The sequence below is a fragment of the Nonomuraea longicatena genome (assembly GCF_039525605.1).
Taxonomy (GTDB): Bacteria; Actinomycetota; Actinomycetes; order Streptosporangiales; family Streptosporangiaceae; genus Nonomuraea; species Nonomuraea longicatena.
The window spans coordinates 1-13,556 of record NZ_BAAAHQ010000054.1; the positions used below are offsets into that span (position 1 = coordinate 1).

The window sequence follows — 13,556 nt, forward strand, 5'->3', positions numbered from 1 at the left end:
CCCTTCGTCATGCCCGCACTACACGACTCCGTGACTTAGGACTTACTCGTCTAGGGGTTCAGGACAGCTCTCCCGGTGTGATCAGGCCGCACTCGTAGGCGACGATCACCGCCTGGGCCCGGTCGCGGGCGCCGATCTTCGCGAACAGTGAGGTCACGTGGTTCTTGACGGTGCTGGGGGAGACGTCGAGGACCCTGGCGACCTGCGCGTTCGACAGCCCCCTGGCGATCATGACGAGCACCTCGGACTCGCGCTCGGTGAGGTCGGCGATCGACACGGCGCGGGCGCGTGAGCGCGTCGTGCGGACGAAGGTGCCGATGAGCCTGGTCAGCAGCCGGGGTGCGACGGCGGACTCGCCCCTGTGGACGACGCGCACGCCCTCGACGAGTTCCTCGGGGGAGATGTCCTTGGGCAGGAAGCCTCCCGCGCCCGCCCGGAGCGCCGCGAGGACGTTCTCGTCCAGGTCGAAGGTGCTGAGCGCGAGCACGCGGACCTCCGGCAGCTCTTCGGTGATCAGCTGCGTGGCGCGCACGCCGTCCATCTCGGGCATGTGGAGGTCCATGACGACGACGTCCGGCCGCAGCTCACGGGCCAGCCGTACGGCCTGCGCCCCGTCGGCCGCCTCCCCGATCACCTCGATCCCCTCTGCGGAGTTCAGCATGAGCCTGAACCCGGTGCGGACGAGGGCCTGGTCGTCGACGAGCAGCACGGCGATCACAACGGTAGCCTCGCATGAACCCGGAAACCGCCTCCACTTCGCGGCCCGGTAGCGAGCGTCCCGCCGCAGAGCGCCACCCGCTCGGCCATGCCGCGCAGCCCGAAGCCGGGCGGCATGCTCGCGACCGAGGGCACACCGTCGTCGAGGACCTCGACCTCGACCCCGCCCTCGTCGTACGCCAGCCGGACACTGGCCCGCGCGCCCTCGGCGTGCTTCCTGGTGTTGGTCAGCGCCTCCTGGACGATCCGGTAGACGGCGTGGTCGACGTTCGCGGGCAGCGGGAGGCTGTCGCCGCTCACCTCCAGGCTGGTGGGCAGGCCCGCGCCGCTCGCCTCGGCCACGAGCGAGGGCAGCCGCGCGGCGCCCACCCCGGTCGAGGCGTCGGCGCCGTCGGTGCCGTCCGCCCTGAGCACGTGCAGGAGTTGCCGCATCTCGTCCAGCGCCTGCCGCGCGGTCTGCTCGGCGCCTGACAGCGCTTCCTTGGTGGTCTCGTGGCCGGGGGGCAGGCTCGCGCGCGCGCCGCCGACCAGCGCGTTGACGACGGTGAGGTGGTGGGCGACGACGTCGTGGAGCTCGCGGGCGATGCGCCGCCGCTCGTTGCTGACGGCCGCGTCGGCGAGTTCCTTGCGCGAGCGGGCGCGCAGTTCGGCGCGCAGCCGGAAGAGCTGGCCGATGACGACGGCCATCAGGATCCCGAGGGAACTGGAGGAAGACCCGGCCAGGTCACGGTCGAGGTCGGCCAGCACGGAGCCGGTGCCGTAGGCGACCATGCCCAGCACGAGGGCGGCCAGCATCCGGCGGCCCGAGGTGTGCCGGCCCACGCTGTAATAGGCGACCATCACCGCGACTCCGCCGAAGTTGTCGGTGGAGACGAACTTCAGCAGGATCTCGGCCGCCGTGACGAAGGCCGCCACGAGAAGCGGGTGACTGCGGCGGGCCAGCAGGGCGCCGAAAGAGATCAGGGAGATGACGAGCGAGGACGCCGGAGGGAGTTCGAGACCGGTGGCGATCGTCGAGACGATCCCCAACGTCATGATCAGGACCAGGACGACCACGGGTGCGATGTCGTAGACGCGTGGGGAGGTGAGGGCGCGCCAGGCCGCCTTAACGCGTCGCATGACGGGCAGGCTATGCGATGGACACAAACCGTGAAGTGCCGATAAGTGTGATCGTTTCTGGAAATTTCGGGATAATGCGGGGGAGGTCACCGGCCCGTCGCCTGGACGGCGCCCGTTGACGCTGCGATACCGTCGGCCCATGAGCCAGTCGGTGCGTGTCATCTGGGACGACGCCCTCGTGACCTATGATTTCGGCCCCGAGCACCCCCTCGCGCCCGTCAGGGTGGAACTGACCATGGCGCTGGCCCGCGAGCTGGGCGTCCTCGACCGGGTCGAGGTGACCGGGTGCGCGCCCGCCACCGACGACGACCTCGCCCTGGTCCACGACCGAGGTTACGTCGAGGCCGTCAAGCGGGTGTCGGCCACCGGCGAGCCCGACCTGTCCGCCGGCCTCGGCACCTCGGACAACCCGGCCTTCGCCGGGGTCCACGAGGCGTCCGCGCTGATCGCCGGTGCCTCCCTGGCCGCCGCGAGGGCGGTGTGGAGCGGCGAGGTCGAGCACGCCGTCAACGTCGCGGGCGGCCTCCACCACGCCATGCCCGCCGCCGCCAGCGGCTTCTGCGTCTACAACGACCCGGCCGTCGCCATCGCCTGGTTGCTGGCCCAGGGCGCCGAGCGGGTGGCCTACGTGGACGTGGACGTCCACCACGGCGACGGCGTGCAGGCCATGTTCTACGGCGACCCCCGGGTGCTCACCATCAGCCTCCACGAGAGCCCGCGCACGCTCTTCCCCGGCACCGGGCGGCCGGAGGAGACCGGCGCCGACGGCACCGCCGTCAACGTGGCGCTGCCCGCCGGGTGCGGCGACTCCGGGTGGCTGCGCGCCTTCGACGCCGTGGTGCCGCCGCTGCTGCGCGAGTTCCGGCCCGAGGTCCTCGTCACCCAGCACGGCTGCGACAGCCACGCTCTCGACCCGCTGGCCCACCTCATGCTCAGCCTGGACGGCCAGCGCACGGCGTACGCGGCGCTGCACCGGCTGGCGCACGAGACGGCGGGCGGGCGCTGGATCGCCACCGGCGGCGGCGGTTACGAACTCGTGCACGTGGTGCCGAGGGCCTGGACACACCTGATCGCCGAGGTGTCCGGCCACCCCCTGGATCCGGCGACGCCGACGCCCGAGTCCTGGCAGCGGCTCGTGCGGGAGCGTACGCGTGAGAGCCCCCCGCTGACGATGACGGACGGCCGTCATCCGGAATTTCGTGACCTGTCGGCTGGTTATGACCCAGCGGACCCCATTGACCGTGCGATCATGGCCACGCGCAACGCGGTGTTCCCCTTGCACGGCATCGACCCCCTGCCCTAGGAGTGCTGTGCTCACCCGCGACGAACTCCGAGAGCATGTGATCCGCACCCGCATCGCGGGTGACGTGGCAACGCCTCGTGAGAACAACCTCGACCACTACAGTTCGCTCGCCAACCGCGACCCTCACTACATGCTCGGGCTGAGCCTGTCGCAGCCCTGGCCGTACCGCGACATCCTGGCGCTGATGGCCAAGTCGGCGGGGGTGGTGGCCGATGCCGGACACCGTACCGGGCAGGACACCATCGACCCTGACCGGACCATCGACACCCTCGACGCGATGGCCGACCGCATCGCGGCGGCGCTGCGCGAGCCGAGCCCCCGGCTGCTGTTCGCGACCGGGCATCCGACGGGGCTGCTGGCCGTGCACATGCCGCTGGCGCGGTTCGCCGCAGAGCGCGGCGCGACGCTGCTGACCCCGGCGGAGGGCTGGACGTACTGGGGGCAGGGATTCGGCCGCAAGCGGCGCATCCGCTACCTGATGGACGTCGCGCTGCTCGACGACCGGGGTGATCTCGTGCACACCCACGACGCGGCGCCGATGCGGGCGATGCTGGAGGAACTGGGCGGTGACCGTCCCGACCTGGTGATCGCCGACCACGGGTGGGCCGGGGCCGCGGGCGAGGCGGGCGTGCCGACGGTGGGCTTCGCCGACAGCAACGACCCCGCGCTGTTCGTCGGCGAGGCCGAGGGCAAGATCGAAGTGGTCGTCCCGCTCGACGACAACGTGCTTCCGCGCCACTACGGGCCGTTGACGGACTATCTGGTCACACGGGTCTCACAGGCCCTTTGAGTCGATTTCGGTCATCCCCATACCGTCTTTTCGCGCCTGCATTCCAAGAGGCTCGTCGTCCCTTTGCCAACTTTTGTGGGGCGCGGGGACACCCTTATGTGTATGAAGTTGGACAGTTCCAATGCCCTGGAGAGGGGGCCTGTCCGTGGCTGGCCAGCGAGTTTGCTGGTTCGGCTGGCAGGGGGCTCCGCCAACTGAGAAAATAGGGGGTTTGCGCACTCGGAGTCCCGACTTACGCTGACGGCAGTACACGTGCGTGAGCGATGGCACCAGTGGGGATAACCCGGAAACACGTGCGGAAGAGGCGTCCGATGGGTGCAGGCGAAAGACCTCTCAGCGAGGTTAAGTTCCTGACGGTGGCCGAAGTGGCCACGGTCATGCGAGTGTCCAAGATGACGGTGTACCGGCTCGTGCACTCTGGCGAGTTGCCGGCTATCAGGGTCGGCCGCTCGTTCAGGGTTCCTGAGCAGGCGGTGCACGACTATCTGCGAGAGGCCTACATCGAGGCCGGTTGAGTCCGAGTAGCGGCGCCGGAACCGGCCCGCGAATGCGCGGAGGGAGAGTCCTGGCCGACCGCGAACGGCCGGGCTCTCACCCCCAAGGGGCGATCTACCGTGGATCGCCGGTAGTCTGTGTGCCGGCGTGCGCTCGCACGTCGGTTCAGACTTGCTATCAGTACCTGGGGGTCCCGTGGGCTCTGTGATCAAGAAGCGCCGCAAGCGGATGGCCAAGAAGAAGCACCGCAAGCTGCTCAAGAAGACGCGCATCCAGCGGCGTAACAAGAAGTAGTAAAGAAGTAAGCGTGAGGCGCTGATGACCCACACCGTGCTCGTCACCGGGGTCTCGCGCCACATCGGCGCCCGGGTGGCGAGCGTGCTCGCCGCCGATCCGGACGTCGGCCGCGTCATCGGAGTGGACACCGCACCGCCCACCTCGCTCACGCGAGAAGGCGGCGGTTCCCTCGGCCGGACGGAGTTCGTCCGGGTCGATCTGCGCAGCCCCGACATCGCCCAGGTGATCGCGGCCGCCGACATCGACACCGTCGTGCACATGAGTCTGGTGAGCGCCCCGTCACGGGGCACTGGCCGCTCGCTCATGAAAGAGCACAACGTCATCGGCACCATGCAACTGCTCGGCGCCTGCCAGCGGTCGGCGACCGTGCGTCGCGTGGTGGTCCGCTCCACCACGGCCGTCTACGGCTCGTCCCCCAAGGACCCGGCCGTCTTCACCGAGGACGTGGAACCGCACGAGGGGCCCGTCCACGGCTATGCCAAGGACGCCGCCGAGGTCGAGGGCTACGTGCGCGGGTTCGCCCGCCGCCGCCCCGACGTCACGGTGTCCACGGTGCGTTTCGCCAACTTCATGGGGCCGGGCGTCGACTCGCCGCTGACGCGCTACTTCACCCAGCCGGTCCTGCCGACCGTGTTCGGCTTCGACCCCCGGCTGCAGTTCGTCCACGAGGACGACGCGGTCGAGGTGTTGCGGCGGCTGGCGACCGAGAACCACCCCGGCACGTTCAACGCCGCCGGGGCCGGAGTCATGCTCCTGTCCCAGTGCGTACGCCGGGCGGGCGGCCTCGGCCTGCCGCTTTTCTCCCCGGTCTTCCGCACACTCGGCGAGCTGGCGCGGCGCTCCGGGCTGGTCGCCTACTCGCCCGAGCAACTGCGGCTGATGTGCTACGGCCGGGCCGTCGACTCCACCCGCCTCACCACCGCGCTGAGCTGGACGCCGAAGTACACCACCGAGGCCGCCTTCGACGACTTCCTGCGCACCCGCGAGCTTGGAGCCGCACGTCCATGACCGAGCCGGTTCCCCTCGCCGAGGGCCTCGCGTTCCTGCGCAGACGCCTCGCCGGCGACTACGAGGTCGACGAGTTCGGCTACGACGCCGAACTCACCGACAAGGTGCTGCTCGAATTCCTTCGGCCGCTCTACCGCGACTGGTTCCGGGTGGAGACGCTCGGGGTGGCGAACGTGCCGCAGCGGGGCGGGGCGCTGCTCGTCGCCAACCACTCCGGCACCCTGCCCATTGACGCGCTCATGGCCCAGGTCGCCGCCCACGACGAGGTCGGCCGGCCGCTGCGCCTGCTCGGCGCCGACCTCGTCTACCGGCTTCCGGTGCTGGGGGAGCTGGCGCGCAAGTCCGGCCACACCCTGGCCTGCCGCGAGGACGCCGACCGGCTCCTGCGTACGGGGGAGCTGGTGGGGGTGTTCCCCGAGGGGTACAAAGGGCTCGGCAAGCCGTACGCGGAGCGCTACCGGCTCCAGCGGTTCGGCAGGGGCGGTTTCGTGGCGTCCGCGATCCGGGCGGCGGCCCCGATCGTGCCCGTGGCGATCGTGGGGGCCGAGGAGATCTATCCCAAGATCGGCGACCTCAGAACCCTCGCCCGGTTGCTCGGGCTGCCCTATCTGCCGATCACGCCGCTCTTCCCGTGGCTCGGCCCGCTCGGGCTGGTGCCGCTGCCGTCGAAGTGGATGATCGAGTTCGGCGAGCCGATCAGGACCGACGAGTACGACCCGTCGGCCGCCGACGACCCCATGCTCGTCTTCAACCTCACCGACCAGGTACGCGAGACGGTCCAGGCGATGCTCGACCGGTTGCGCCTGCGCCGAGGGGGCGCGTTCGCCCGCATCTGAGCCCTGCCCGATGACCCTGCCCGTCGAGCACCGTCCGATGAGCACCTGTTCGTTGGGCACCTGCCCGTTTTTGAGCACTGTGCGATTCGTCCGTGGGTGCAACCGGGGTGCGGAAGCGGGTGTTCGGATGGGCATGGAACTCGAACTGGGCGGCCGTGTGGCCGTCGTCACCGGTGCCTCCAAGGGCATCGGCCTGGCCGTCGTCCGTACTCTCGCCGCCGAGGGCATGCACGTCGTAGCGGCCTCCCGTACCAGCTCGCCGGACTTCCCGGCCGATGTCCTGCACGTCCCGGTGGACCTCATGGAGCCCGGCGCCCCCGCCGAGGTGATCGCCCGCGCCGTGTCCGCGTTCGGCGGCCTCGACGTACTCGTCAACAACGCCGGCGGCCCGCCGCCCGGCGCCACCCTGCCCAGGTTAGGCTTCCTCACGCCGGACGATGACGACTGGCGGGCGATGTTCGAGTTCAACCTGTTCGCGGCCGTACGCGCCGTCCGCGCCGCGATCCCGGCGATGCTGGAGCGTGGCGGCGGCTCGATCGTCAACGTCTCCTCGACGGCCGCCAGGCAGGCGGCGGCGATGAACATCGACTACAGCGCCGCCAAGGCCGCGCTCAACTACGTCGGCAAGTCGGTGTCGGAGGAGTACGGCCCGCAGGGCATCCGCGTGAACACCGTCTCGCCCGGCGCCACCCTGACCGACTGGTGGACCAAGCCGGGCGGCGCGGCCGAGGTATTGTCCGGAGTGACCGGCGCCGGCGCCGACGCCGTCGTGAAGCAGGTGGCGCCCGAGATGATGCGCCTGTCCACCGGCCGGCTGGTGCACCCTCAGGAGATCGCGGACGTGGTGGCGCTGCTGGCCTCACCGCGCTCGGGCAGCACGACGGGCGCGGACTACGCGGTGGACGGGGGCTACCTGAAGGAGCTGTGAACCCGATGGGCGGGTTGTGGTGAAACACCGGTGACCTGTTCCCCCGGAAGAAGGGCGGAAATGATCACCGAACCCGCCACCCGGTCGAGCGACGCCCAACTGGTTCAGGCGTCGCTGACCGACCCGGAGGAGTTCGCGGCGCTCTTCGACCGCTACTCCGGCATGCTCTACCGGTACGTCTCCAAACGGCTGGGCCCGGAGCCCGCCGAGGACCTGGTGGGCGACACCTTCCTCGCCGCCTTCGCCAGAAGGGGCAGCTACGACCTGACCTACCCGGACGCCAGGCCGTGGCTGTTCGGCATCCTCACCAAGCTCGTCTCCCGCCACCACCGCAGGGAGGCCGCCCGGTACCGCGCGATGCGCAAGGCGCCCTACGACGGGAACGTGGAGCCGCCGGACGACCGGATCGCGACGGGCGTGAGCGCGCAGGCCGCACGGCCCGAACTCGCCGCGGCGCTGGCCGAGCTGCACGCCAGGGACCGCGACGTGCTCCTGCTCATCGCATGGGGCGGCCTCACCTACGAGGAGGTCGCCCAGGCCCTCGACATTCCCATCGGAACGGTACGCTCCCGCCTCAACCGGGGCAGGCGGAAGGTCCGGGCCGCACTGGGGGACACCAATCCGCTGAGCGAGGAGGAGTGACGATGGACGACCTGAAACTGCTCCGAGACCTCGGACGGGACCTGGAGCACGAACCCCCGCCGTCCCTGGCCCGGCAGCGGCGCCGGCTGCTGGAGGGCGGACGGCCGAGAACAGCGCGGCGCAGGCGGACGGGCTGGCTGACGGCGGGTCTCGTGGCCGCCGTCACCGCCTTGGTGGTCGCGGTGCCGACGGTGCTGCTCAGCGACCAGCGGTCGCGGGTGGGCGGCCCGCCGGCGGCGTCGGAGCCCGTCAATCTCCTGGTGATCGGCACAGACCGGCGCACGCCGGTCGGCAAGCGGGCCGAGAGCGTCCTGCTGGTCCACCTGCCGGCGGACGGTGGCCCGCCGAGGCTGGTCAGCGTGCCGCCCAACCTGCTGGTCGGGCTTCCGGACTGTGCCAGAGGCGGGGCCGAGGGGCAGATCGGCGCCGCCTTCGAGGGGGACAGGGGCGCCGAGTGCCTGGCCGGCGCCGTCGAGAAGCTGACGGACATCCGCGTGGACCATCGGATCGAGGTGAACTTCAGCGGGTTCGCGAAGCTCGTCGACACGGTCGGCGGGGTGGAGGTCACCCTCGGCCGGCCGATCGACCATCGCGCCTCCGGGCTGCGGCTGACGGCAGGACGGCAGGTTCTCGACGGGGCGAAGGCACTCGCGTACTCCCGGCTGCTCCTGTCCGGCGACGGGGCCCAGGACAGCCGGGCCAAGCGGCAGTACAAGGTGATGAGGGCGCTGCTGGAGCGGGCCGTGCCCGTCGCGAAGGACCCCGCCCGGCTGAAGCCGCTGCTCGACGCCGTGAACGGGGCGGTCACGACCGACCTCGACGTGGAGGCGATGGCCCGGCTGGCGGGCCGTACGGGGGAGCGGTGGCCGGTGTTCGCCACCGTGCCGTCCGCCTCGCAGGGGGGCCTCCCCACACTCCGGTTGAGAAAGCTGGAGGCCGAGCGCCTGTTCGACGAGCTGAGGTAGCCGCCTACCGCGTGCGGTAGTGCCTGCGCAGCGCGATGCCCGCCGCGATGCCGCCCGCGACGGCGCCGATCCCGGCGGCCACGGGCAGCGCGGCCAGCGTCGCCTTGCGCCCGGTGCGGAAGTCCTTGACCGGCCAGGCGTGCTTCCTGGCGTGCTCGCGCAGCTCGGAGTCCGGGTTGATGGCGACGGCGTGGCCGACCAGCGACAGCATCGGCAGGTCGTTGGCCGAGTCGCTGTAGGCGGTGCACCTGGTCAGGTCGAGGCCCTCGCGGCGGGCCAGCGCGCGCACCGCCTCGGCCTTGGCCGGGCCGTGCAGCAGGTCGCCCACGAGATGGCCGGTGTAGACGCCGTTCCTGGTCTCCGCGACGGTGCCGAGCGCCCCGGTCAGCCCCAGCCGCTGGGCGATCACCCGGGCCAGCTCGACCGGGGTGGCGGTGATCAGCCAGACCCGCTGCCCCATGTCCAGGTGGGACTGGGCCAGCGCCCTGGTGCCCGCCCAGATGCGGTCGGCCATGACCTCGTCGTAGATCTCCTCGCCGAGCCGTACGACGTCTTCCACCTTGCTGCCCGCGACGAAGGCGAGCGCGGCCTCGCGGGCGACCGCGATGTGCTCGGGGTTCTCGTTGCCGCGCAGGCGGAAGGCGGCCTGCCCGATGGCGAAGCGCATCAGGTCGGAGGTCGTGAACAGGCCCCGCGTGGCGAGCCCCCTGGCGAAGTGGTAGATCGAGGCGCCGCGCATCATGGTGTTGTCGACGTCGAAGAAGGCCGCCGCCTCCAGGTCGGGCTCCGCGGGCGCGGTCGTGACCGCCGCCGCGGCGGCAACCTCTCCGGCGACGTGCGCCTCAGTGTGGTGCGTTCGTCGCAGTAGCCGCCTCATGGACAGCAGCTTACCTAGGGGCAGCAAGGCCATCTATGTAGTGCAAATAGGTGTTCGCCTGGTCTTGCTCGGGGCCGTCCAGCCGCTCCAGCAGGGGTTCGACCAGATCACGTTGATCTTCGGCGAACCGGTTCAGCCGGGGCGAGCGCGGCTGGGCGCGTTCGAGGCGTTCGATGGCCGAGCGGGTCGAGCGGTCCATCTCCTTCAGCGTGGAGGACACCAGCGGGCCCTTGCCCGTGGAGTTGAGCAGTTCGGACACCTCCGAGGCCCGCTCGCGGGCCGAGACCAGCTCGCGCTCGCCGCGTTCGACCTCGTCGGAGCTGAGGCGGACGAGCGTGCTCTCCGCCGCCCGCTTGAGCGGGTAGAGCGTGTCGCCCGGCACCGCCTGGTAGGTGAGGTAGGCCATGGACACCATGGCCGCCGTCAGGCCCACGGTGACCAGCTGTGACACCCACGGCAGCCGGACCGGCCCGGCGTGCCGCCGCCGGCGGCGCTCCACGCGGCTGTCCTGCGGCTCCTCAGCGGCCTCAGCGGCCTCAGCGGCCTCGGCGCGCAGGAGCCGCTCGCGCAGGTCCGCACGGAAGTCCGTGCTCGGCCCGCCGCGCAGCGGTTGCTCACGCAGCTCCTCAAGCTGGTCCAGGACCCGTTCCTGCGATCTCCGGGTGGCGCCGAACGGCCGGCGGCCAGGTCGGGACCTACCCATGCCTGCTCCCTGTCGCCCCCGTCCTCAGTGACACCCTCCTAACGAGGCGCGGGGCTGGGAGGTTACGCGAGGTCGGGTCGCAGCGCCCGGCCCAGCGCGCGAATCGCACGGAACTGCAGCGCTTTGATCGCTCCACTCTTCTTCCCCATGATCAACGCGGTTTCGGCGAGTGTCAGGCCGTGCAGGAACCGCAGGACCACACATTCCTGCTGCTCCGGATTCAGATCTCGGACGGCACGCAGAACGCGGTCGTTGATGATGGCCGTGACCACGGCGTTCTCGGGAATGTGCGGCCCGTCGAGCGGTACGTCCAGCACTTCGCCGGTGGCGACCTCCAGGCGGTAGCGCCCGGACTTGAAATGATCGGTCACGAGATTGCGCGCGATGGTCACGAGCCAGGCGCCGAAATCGCGGCCCTGCCAGGTGAAGTCGGCGATTCTGCGGAGGGCGCGCAGGAATGTCTCGCTGGTGAGGTCCTCGGCCAGGGGATGGGAACCGACGCGGTAGTAGATGTATCGGTAGACGAGATCCACATATCGGTCATAGAGCGTGCCAAAGGACTCCGAGTCGCCGGTCTTGGCGCGTAACACCAGGGTGCGCACGTCGTCGGGAACCTCTTCACGCACAGCAAGCTCGTTCGACCGGGTGTCGCCAGCGGCTGCTGGCGCCAGTAGCCCGGCGAACGGCCACGAGTCAGGCATCCGGTATCCCTAGGGGTAAGGGGTGCGGCGTGCTCGAACACTCTAGAAATGAACTGGAAATTCCACAATCTGCTTGAGGGTGGCGTGACTAGCCGTAACCGGCGGATACGGTGTGGACCGACCCGTTCCCTCTTCGGCTACCGGCTGGGAGGCATCGTCCGGCAGCATTGGAGTCACCATGGAGATCCTTGTTGCTGTCATCGCGTTCGCGGGAGCGATTCTGTCCGCGGTCGCCGCAGGTGCCCTGATCCGAAGCCTCCGTGAAGACCGTGAGGGCTGGCTGATCGCCTGGTCCGTGGCCGCGATCGCGCTCTTCCTGGCACTGGGCGCGGTCGGTACCGGCTATTTGACCGGCTTCGGTGCGGCGACATTCAAGATTTTCCAACTGGGCGGCTCCCTGCTCGCGCCGCTGTGGATGGCCGTCGGCCTGGTCCAGCTGCTCGCCGAGAAGGCGCCGCCGAAGTTCCTCGCCTGGCTGTTCGGCGCCGCCTTCTCGCTGGTCGCCGGAGTGATCGTCGTCCTCGACCCGATCCTCAAGGCGGGCGACATGGGCAGGTCGATGCCCTTGGGGAGCGTGCACTGGGGCCTGATCCCCGGTTACCTCCTCGTCGCCGCCCATGTGATCGTCGCGCTGCTCATGCTGGTCTGCGTGGTGATCGCGGCGTTGCGCTGGCGCAGCGGCGACGAGTACGACCTCGACAACCTGCACGCCACGCTGGTGGTCGCGCCCACGGGGCTGGCGCTGCTCGGCGCGATGCGCTTCACCGTCCCCGGTGTCTTCACCACCGCGTTGCTGGTGGTGGCGGCGGCCGGGCTCTGGTACTCCCTGCTGCGGCCGCTGGCGCCGTACGAGGACGACGAGGAGGGCGAGGAGGGCGAGGAGTGGGGCGACAAGGAGCCCGCCCGGCGCTCCGAACGCCAGGGCAGGCAGGAACGCGGCGGACAGGACCGCGACGAGCGGAACCGGGTCACGCAGGAGCGGCCGTTGCCGGCCGACCGGCCGGTGGCGGGTCACCGGGCCGTGCCCGAGCACACCGGGGCCCGTGCCGAGACCGTCGCCGCCGTCGAGCCGCCCCGGGCGCGCAACTCCGGCCTCGGCGACCTGGTCGCCGAGTACCGCGCCGACCAGCAGGCCGAGCCCGTCGCGCGGCTGCCCCAGGGCGACCCGGGCCCCTCGACCGGCTACATCATGGGCGCCGGACACGAAAGGAGCCCCGAACAGGGCTACGAACAGGGCCAGGGCATGGGCGCGGGCCAGCAGGCCCACAGCATGGCCGCGGGCCGGCAGCAGGCTCACGGCATGGGCGCGGGCCAGGAGCAGGGCCACGGGCGTCACGGCGGCGGCCAGCACGTCGGCTCCCCGACGACCCCCCACCGGGGCGTGCACACCGGCCCCCAGCACACCGGCCCCCAGCACAGCATGCCCGGCGCCTCCGGCGCCGAGCTGTTCAGCCCGGCCGCCCAGCAGGGCGGCGGCTCCGGGCGGCCCTCACCCAGCATCTACGGCCTGCTGACCGTCTTCACCCTGATGGACGGCTCCGGCGAGCTGTTCGACCGGCTCGCCGAACAGACCGTCGAGGCCGTACGGCGCGGCGAGCCGGACACCCTCGTCTTCGCCTGCCACGCGGTGAAGTCGGCCCCGCTGCAGCGTATCGTCTACGAGCTCTACCGCGACGAGGTCGCCTACGGCGACCACCAGCGCCAGCCGCACGTGGTGCGCTTCATCAACGAGCGCCAGTCGATGGTCCTCGCCACCAACGTCATCGAACTGTCGGTCAACGCCGCCAAGTTCGTGCCGCTGCCGACGGCTCACTTCTGAGCCCGTTCACCCCCCGCAGGCGGCCCGGAGCCTGGATTCGTCCACTCGCCAGTAGTCGTGCTGGACGCCGTCCACGAGCGTGACGGGGATCATCTCGCCGTACTTCTCGCGCAGCTCAGGGTCGGTGTCGATGTCGACCTCACGCCAGGAAACCCCCAGGTCAGAGGCAACTTTCTCGATTATGCGGCGGGCATCTTCGCACAGATGGCACCCTTGCCTGCCATACAACGTGATCTCGTGCATGACGTCCACCGTAGCGTCGACTTTGTGCATCGGTTCACAAAGGGATTAACCTGAAAGACGGTCCGATCCCGAGACGCGGCCGCAAGGCCGCCCGTTCCCCTGGAGCTCCGGCA

General features: G+C 70.5%; 16 protein-coding genes. 10 read left to right on the plus strand and 6 right to left on the minus strand.

Features of this window, described 5'->3' with window-relative positions; genetic code table 11:
* Positions 1–58: 58 nt before the first annotated feature.
* Positions 59–718 carry a response regulator gene (locus tag ABD120_RS36405; RefSeq protein WP_343954921.1) on the minus strand — a complete coding sequence of 220 codons (660 nt, stop codon included), beginning with the start codon at positions 716–718 and terminating at the stop codon, positions 59–61.
* Positions 715–1,836: a sensor histidine kinase gene (locus ABD120_RS36410; protein WP_343954922.1), complete on the minus strand. Its 1,122-nt coding sequence runs from the start codon at positions 1,834–1,836 to the stop codon at positions 715–717. The genes ABD120_RS36405 and ABD120_RS36410 overlap by 4 nt, the downstream gene beginning before the upstream one ends.
* A 139-nt stretch (positions 1,837–1,975) precedes the next feature.
* Between ABD120_RS36410 and ABD120_RS36415 the strand changes: the two genes are divergently transcribed.
* The 9 genes from ABD120_RS36415 to ABD120_RS36455 all read left to right on the plus strand — a co-directional run bounded on the left by ABD120_RS36415 (position 1,976) and on the right by ABD120_RS36455 (position 9,100).
* The gene (locus ABD120_RS36415) at positions 1,976–3,139 is read left to right on the plus strand and encodes an acetoin utilization protein AcuC (protein WP_343954923.1); all 1,164 of its coding nucleotides are present in this window, start codon (positions 1,976–1,978) and stop codon (positions 3,137–3,139) included.
* A 7-nt stretch (positions 3,140–3,146) separates the two neighbouring features.
* Positions 3,147–3,929, plus strand: a complete 783-nt coding sequence (locus tag ABD120_RS36420) for a phosphatase (protein ID WP_343954924.1) — start codon at positions 3,147–3,149, stop codon at positions 3,927–3,929.
* 311 nt (positions 3,930–4,240) lie between these two features.
* Complete coding sequence (locus tag ABD120_RS36425; protein ID WP_026214222.1) at positions 4,241–4,444, plus strand: helix-turn-helix domain-containing protein; 204 nt, start codon at positions 4,241–4,243, stop codon at positions 4,442–4,444.
* A 175-nt stretch (positions 4,445–4,619) separates the two neighbouring features.
* The gene (locus tag ABD120_RS36430) at positions 4,620–4,718 is read left to right on the plus strand and encodes a 30S ribosomal protein bS22 (RefSeq protein WP_018654693.1); all 99 of its coding nucleotides are present in this window, start codon (positions 4,620–4,622) and stop codon (positions 4,716–4,718) included.
* Positions 4,719–4,742: 24 nt separating this feature from the next.
* Entirely contained in the window at positions 4,743–5,729 is a 987-nt protein-coding gene (locus ABD120_RS36435) for an NAD-dependent epimerase/dehydratase family protein (RefSeq protein WP_343954925.1), read from the plus strand.
* On the plus strand, positions 5,726–6,565 hold the full coding sequence (locus tag ABD120_RS36440) for a lysophospholipid acyltransferase family protein (RefSeq protein WP_343954926.1): 840 nt from the start codon (positions 5,726–5,728) through the stop codon (positions 6,563–6,565). Before ABD120_RS36435 ends, ABD120_RS36440 begins: the two co-directional genes overlap by 4 nt.
* Positions 6,566–6,692: 127 nt before the next feature.
* Positions 6,693–7,493 (plus strand): SDR family NAD(P)-dependent oxidoreductase, encoded by an 801-nt coding sequence (locus tag ABD120_RS36445; RefSeq protein ID WP_343954927.1) that lies wholly within the window; start codon positions 6,693–6,695, stop codon positions 7,491–7,493.
* Between the two features lie 60 nt (positions 7,494–7,553).
* Entirely contained in the window at positions 7,554–8,135 is a 582-nt protein-coding gene (locus ABD120_RS36450) for an RNA polymerase sigma factor (RefSeq protein ID WP_343954928.1), read from the plus strand.
* A gap of 2 nt (positions 8,136–8,137) precedes the next feature.
* A complete protein-coding gene (locus ABD120_RS36455; RefSeq protein WP_343954929.1) occupies positions 8,138–9,100 on the plus strand; it encodes an LCP family protein in 963 nt (320 codons plus the stop codon).
* A 4-nt stretch (positions 9,101–9,104) separates the two neighbouring features.
* Here ABD120_RS36455 and ABD120_RS36460 read toward each other — a convergent pair whose 3' ends face one another.
* The 3 genes from ABD120_RS36460 to ABD120_RS36470 form a co-directional block, all read right to left on the minus strand.
* Entirely contained in the window at positions 9,105–9,977 is an 873-nt protein-coding gene (locus tag ABD120_RS36460; RefSeq protein ID WP_343954930.1) for an HAD family hydrolase, read from the minus strand.
* A gap of 10 nt (positions 9,978–9,987) precedes the next feature.
* Entirely contained in the window at positions 9,988–10,680 is a 693-nt protein-coding gene (locus ABD120_RS36465; protein ID WP_343954931.1) for a DUF5667 domain-containing protein, read from the minus strand.
* Between the two features lie 62 nt (positions 10,681–10,742).
* Positions 10,743–11,381 (minus strand): sigma-70 family RNA polymerase sigma factor, encoded by a 639-nt coding sequence (locus ABD120_RS36470; RefSeq protein WP_343954932.1) that lies wholly within the window; start codon positions 11,379–11,381, stop codon positions 10,743–10,745.
* Between the two features lie 178 nt (positions 11,382–11,559).
* Between ABD120_RS36470 and ABD120_RS36475 the strand changes: the two genes are divergently transcribed.
* A complete protein-coding gene (locus tag ABD120_RS36475; protein ID WP_343954933.1) occupies positions 11,560–13,200 on the plus strand; it encodes a hypothetical protein in 1,641 nt (546 codons plus the stop codon).
* A gap of 6 nt (positions 13,201–13,206) precedes the next feature.
* Here the strand turns inward: ABD120_RS36475 and ABD120_RS36480 are convergent, their stop codons facing one another.
* Entirely contained in the window at positions 13,207–13,443 is a 237-nt protein-coding gene (locus ABD120_RS36480; RefSeq protein WP_343954934.1) for a glutaredoxin family protein, read from the minus strand.
* Between the last annotated feature and the right edge of the window lie 113 nt (positions 13,444–13,556).

What these genes read in the sequence shown, in the direction of transcription:
- ABD120_RS36410 (WP_343954922.1), bottom strand. Translation starts at nt 1,836, where the DNA reads ATGCGACGCGTTAAGGCGGCCTGGCGCGCCCTCACCTCCCCACGCGTC.
- ABD120_RS36415 (WP_343954923.1), top strand. Translation starts at nt 1,976, where the DNA reads ATGAGCCAGTCGGTGCGTGTCATCTGGGACGACGCCCTCGTGACCTAT.
- ABD120_RS36425 (WP_026214222.1), top strand. Translation starts at nt 4,241, where the DNA reads ATGGGTGCAGGCGAAAGACCTCTCAGCGAGGTTAAGTTCCTGACGGTG.
- ABD120_RS36435 (WP_343954925.1), top strand. Translation starts at nt 4,743, where the DNA reads ATGACCCACACCGTGCTCGTCACCGGGGTCTCGCGCCACATCGGCGCC.
- ABD120_RS36440 (WP_343954926.1), top strand. Translation starts at nt 5,726, where the DNA reads ATGACCGAGCCGGTTCCCCTCGCCGAGGGCCTCGCGTTCCTGCGCAGA.
- ABD120_RS36445 (WP_343954927.1), top strand. Translation starts at nt 6,693, where the DNA reads ATGGGCATGGAACTCGAACTGGGCGGCCGTGTGGCCGTCGTCACCGGT.
- ABD120_RS36450 (WP_343954928.1), top strand. Translation starts at nt 7,554, where the DNA reads ATGATCACCGAACCCGCCACCCGGTCGAGCGACGCCCAACTGGTTCAG.
- ABD120_RS36455 (WP_343954929.1), top strand. Translation starts at nt 8,138, where the DNA reads ATGGACGACCTGAAACTGCTCCGAGACCTCGGACGGGACCTGGAGCAC.
- ABD120_RS36460 (WP_343954930.1), bottom strand. Translation starts at nt 9,977, where the DNA reads ATGAGGCGGCTACTGCGACGAACGCACCACACTGAGGCGCACGTCGCC.
- ABD120_RS36465 (WP_343954931.1), bottom strand. Translation starts at nt 10,680, where the DNA reads ATGGGTAGGTCCCGACCTGGCCGCCGGCCGTTCGGCGCCACCCGGAGA.
- ABD120_RS36470 (WP_343954932.1), bottom strand. Translation starts at nt 11,381, where the DNA reads ATGCCTGACTCGTGGCCGTTCGCCGGGCTACTGGCGCCAGCAGCCGCT.
- ABD120_RS36475 (WP_343954933.1), top strand. Translation starts at nt 11,560, where the DNA reads ATGGAGATCCTTGTTGCTGTCATCGCGTTCGCGGGAGCGATTCTGTCC.
- ABD120_RS36480 (WP_343954934.1), bottom strand. Translation starts at nt 13,443, where the DNA reads ATGCACGAGATCACGTTGTATGGCAGGCAAGGGTGCCATCTGTGCGAA.